Origin of the sequence: Streptomyces durbertensis (genome assembly GCF_014156695.1) — a bacterium.
In the GTDB taxonomy this organism is placed as follows: Bacteria; Actinomycetota; Actinomycetes; order Streptomycetales; family Streptomycetaceae; genus Streptomyces; species Streptomyces durbertensis.
Genome location: NZ_WMLF01000458.1, coordinates 1 through 4218, shown reverse-complemented (window position 1 = coordinate 4218; position 4218 = coordinate 1). Strand labels below are relative to the sequence as shown.

At 72.6% G+C, this 4218-nt stretch carries 4 protein-coding genes; 1 reads left to right on the top strand and 3 read right to left on the bottom strand.

Annotated elements, in window-relative coordinates; genetic code table 11:
- Nucleotides 1-40: 40 nt before the first annotated feature.
- Complete coding sequence (locus tag GL263_RS22590) at nt 41-1186, top strand: winged helix-turn-helix domain-containing protein (RefSeq protein WP_182857591.1); 1146 nt, start codon at nt 41-43, stop codon at nt 1184-1186.
- Between the two features lie 22 nt (nt 1187-1208).
- Here GL263_RS22590 and GL263_RS22585 read toward each other — a convergent pair whose 3' ends face one another.
- From GL263_RS22585 to GL263_RS28920, 3 genes are all read right to left on the bottom strand, one after another.
- A complete protein-coding gene (locus tag GL263_RS22585) occupies nt 1209-1955 on the bottom strand; it encodes a response regulator (protein ID WP_182857590.1) in 747 nt (248 codons plus the stop codon).
- Between the two features lie 219 nt (nt 1956-2174).
- Nucleotides 2175-2870 carry a ribosome hibernation-promoting factor, HPF/YfiA family gene (gene hpf / locus GL263_RS22580; RefSeq protein ID WP_182857589.1) on the bottom strand — a complete coding sequence of 232 codons (696 nt, stop codon included), beginning with the start codon at nt 2868-2870 and terminating at the stop codon, nt 2175-2177.
- Nucleotides 2871-3470: 600 nt separating this feature from the next.
- Nucleotides 3471-4218: ComF family protein (locus tag GL263_RS28920; RefSeq protein ID WP_323379524.1), on the bottom strand; the 748-nt coding region annotated here is incomplete at its 5' end.

Sequence of the window (4218 nt, the reverse complement as noted above, 5' to 3'; positions counted from 1 at the left end):
TGTTTTAGAGACAGCCCCCACCCCGCCTCCCACCGTCACGCTGTCGGCCGACGAGGCCCGCCGCCTCGCGCTGCGCGCCCAGGGGCTGCTCGGCGCCCCCGACCGGGCCGCGGGCGTACCCGGAGTGCTGCGCCGGCTGGGCGCCGTCCAGCTCGACACGATCTCCGTGCTGGCCAGATCACACGAACTGGTGCCGTACGCCCGACTCGGCGCGGTGCCCCGGGAGCGGGTGGAGGCGGCCTACTGGTCCCAGGGCCGCGCGTTCGAGTACTGGTCGCACGCCGCCTGTGTGCTGCCCGTCGAGGAGTGGCCGCTGTTCGCGTTCCGCCGGCGCGCGTACCGCGAGCGCGGCCACCGCTGGCACCGGATAGCCGACATGGAGAAGGCGTGCGGCGCCGTCCGCGACCGGCTCCGCGCCGACGGGCCGCTCACCGCCACCGAGTTGGGCGGCGCCAAGAACGGCGGCGTGTGGTGGGACTGGTCCGAGACGAAGATCGCGGTGGAGTGGCTGCTGGACACCGGCGAGGTGGTGTGCACCGAGCGCCGCGGCTGGAAGCGGGTCTACGACCTCGCCGAGCGCGCCGTGCCGGCCGAACTGCTGCACGACGACCTCGACGACACCGCGTGCGTCCGCCGGCTGGTCGCCCAGGCCGGCGCCGCGCTCGGCGTCGCGACCCGCGCCGACCTCGCCGACTACCACCGGCTCAAGGGCGCCCGGGTGGACGCCGTCCTGCCCGCCACCGGCCTGGTGCCGGTGACGGTCGAGGGCTGGGGGAAACCGGCGTGGGCCGACCCGGCCGCCCTGGAGTCCACCCCGAGGGGCCGCCACCGCACCACGCTGCTCTCCCCCTTCGACTCACTGGTCTGGGACCGGCCGCGCACCGAGCGGATGTTCGGCTTCACCCACCGGTTGGAGGCGTATGTGCCCAAGCCGAAGCGCGTGCACGGCTACTTCGCCATGCCCCTGCTCGCCGGCGGCCGGCTTGTGGGCCGCGTCGACCCGGGCCGGGAGGGGACGACGCTTGTGGCCCGTCAGGTCTCGATGGCCGGCCGGACCGCCGTCGAACCGATGGCGCGCGCGCTGTGGGAGGCGGCGTCCTGGGTCGGCTGCTCCGACGTCCGCGTGGAGCGCTGCGACGACGTCGAGCTGCGGCGACTCCTGGAGGGCGCGCTCCGGGACGGCTGACACCCCTCAGCGGATCAGCGGATCAGCGGATCTCCAGGATCTTCTCCCGCATCGCATAGACCACGGCCTCCATGCGGGAGTGCAGTTGCAGCTTCTCCAGGATGTTCCGGACGTGGTTCTTCACCGTGTTCTCGCTGATGTACAGCTCCTTGGCGATGTCCCGGTTGTTCATGCCCGTCGCCACCAGCTTGAGCACCTCCAACTCCCGGTCGGTGAGCCGGGGGGCGGGTACCAGCTTGGTCTCGTCGGTGCGCTGGATCATCGACTTGAACTCGGTCAGGAGCTTGGCCGCCATCGAGGGGCTGATCTGTGACTGCCCGTCGGCCACCGCACGGATCGCCGTCGACACCTCGTCGGTCGAGATCTCCTTCAGCAGGTAGCCGGTGGCGCCCGCCTTGATGGCCTCGTAGAGGTCGGCCTCCTCGTCGCTGATCGTCAGCATGATGATCCGGGCGCTGGGGGCCACCTCCTTGATGGCCGTACACGCCTCGATGCCGCCGCGCCGGGGCATCCGCACGTCCATCAGCACGATGTCCGGCAGCAGGTCGGCGGCCTTCTCCACGGCCTCGGCGCCGTCTCCGGCCTCCCCCACGACCTGGATGTCCTCCTCCTGCGCGAGGACGATCTCAAGGCCGCGGCGGAACAGCGCGTGGTCGTCGACGACGAGCACCCGGATCGGTTCGTCCTGCCGCTCCTCGTCGCGGTCCCCCGCGCGGTCGACCGAGCCCTGGTACGCGTCGGGCATCGTCGGCCCGAAGCCGTCCGCCATCCGTTCCTCCCCCTGCACAGCCAGCCACTTCGTGGACCTCATCGGCGTCAGCGCCAACCGGGCTGATCAGGAGGCCGGTTGGTCATGGCGCCCATGCTATAGGCGGCGGGGGCGGGAATGGACGGGGCAAGGGCGCACAGCCACCTCGCGCACGGCGCTGCGGAGTTCACCGCGCGCCCCGCCCCGGCCGGTCGCCGGGGACGGGGCGCGCGTGGGCGCTCAGTTTCCGAGTGCGCCTCCCGCACCGTGCGGAGGCTCCTCGACGAACGGGTCCGGCTCCAGGTGGATCACGCCGTAGTCGTAGGCGTGCCTGCGGTAGACGACGCTCGGGTGCTTCGTGTCGGAGTCGACGAACAGATAGAAGTCGTGCCCCACCAGCTCCATTTCGTAGAGAGCCTGGTCGAGTGACATGGGTGCCGCCTTGTGGGTCTTCTCGCGGCAGACGAGCGGGCCCTCGCCCTGCACGTCCAGCGGGCCGACCTTCTTCACCGCGGGCGCCCCCGACTCCTCGTCGGCCGAGGCACCCAGTTCCCCGTTCCCGTTGAGAACCGCGGCGTCGGGCACGGTGACCGCGACCTCGCTGGCCGGGATGCGGCCGCTGCCGCGGCGAGAGGTGCGCTTGTCGTGACGGCGGCGTAGACGGGACTCCAGCTTCTCGGTGGCCAGGTCCAGGGCGGCGTACGGGTCGGTCGCCGCGGCTTCTGCCCTGATGACCGGTCCCCGGTGGCGGAGTGTGATCTCCACCCGGTCGGAACGGTCCGCCTGCCTGGGGTTGTGCTCCTTGGAGACCTCGACGTCCAGACGGATCACCTTGGCGTCGAACTTCTGGATCTTCTCCAGCTTCAGCTTCTCGGCCACGTGCTTGCGGAACCGCTCCGGAACCTCTGTCTTACGGCCCTTGACGACGATGTCCACGCAGAACTCCGTTCCCGGAGCACTCCGGCGCCATGCGGAGTGCGTCCTCTGTGCACTGATGCCGAACCACCCGGTGTTCACCCGGGCTCCCGTTCGGCGCTACGTCGGGTTGCGACTTCCACCTCCTTCTCCCCCTCTGGGAAGATCGCCACTCACTCCAACGGAGGGCGGCTAGCAGAGTCGGCCAGACGCGACAAAAACGCGCATGCTCCGCTCGTAGGAACAACTGTGCTGTTCCTCATAACCCGAACGTACCCCGACTGGGGGAGGCTCGGCACCCCCTACCGGCGCGTACGTCTCCGGGTGTCACTGCGTCACCCCCTCACCACCTGCAACGATCGACCCGTCGCGGGGGTTCCGGCGGGCGCGGTACCCCCGCCGTCCGACCGCCGTCCGGGCGACACCGCCGACCGGGTGCCGACCCGGTGAGGGCGCACACCGTACGCCCCGTGCGCCCCTGTGCACCCGCGCGCACCTCCCGGAGCGGAGTACGCCGTTCGGAGATGTCCGGTGGGCGGGTTCCGGGAGGAGGTGTCCGGCCAGACGGTGTCCGGCCACACGACGGCCGGCCGGCGGCCGTAGGGTCAGCGGGGCGTCGGATCAGACCGTGCCGGCGGCGGCCGCGACCACCGCCGCACCCGTCACCTCCGCGTCGCACTCCCGCAACGCCCGGGCCGCCTCCGCCAGCGAGGCACCGCTGGTCACCAGATCGTCCACCAGCACCACAGAACGCCCCCGCAACAGGCGTTCACCGGCCGGCCGGACCCTCAGGGCACCCGCGACGTTCCGCAGCCTCTCGTGGCCGCTCAGCCCTCCCTGGTCGGAGATCCTGCGCGCCTGGGCGAGCACGGGCACCGCCGTCGCCGACACCCCGCGACGCCGCAGCTCGACCGCCGACGCCCGGGCCAGCCGCAGCGTCGGATCGTGCCCCCGGGCCGCCACCGCCCGCCGCGCCGACGGAACCGGCACCAACACCGGGCCCGGGCCGGCCGCCGCTCCCGCGCCGGCCGGTTCCGCGCCGGCCGGTCGCGCACCGGCCGGTCGCGCACCGGCGGACAGCGCCAGCACGCCGTCGGCCAGCAGGGCGCCGAGCCACGGCGCCAGCCGCAACGCGCCGCGTTCCTTGTGCGCGAGCAGCACCGACCTGGCGACGTCCGCGTACTCCGCCGCCGCGTACACCGGCGGCAGACCGCGGGGACACGGATCAAGGGCGACCCGCCGCGGCCCGCCGTCACGCAACCGCGCCACGCACACCGCGCACAGCGGCGACCGCGCCGCGCCGCACCCCGCGCACTCGGGCGGCACCACCAGGTCCACCCACTCCCGCCACCACCGCATCGCTCCACCC

Coding starts and splice junctions, on each gene's coding strand:
- GL263_RS22585 (WP_182857590.1), bottom strand. CDS start 1,955: ATGGCGGACGGCTTCGGGCCGACGATGCCCGACGCGTACCAGGGCTCG.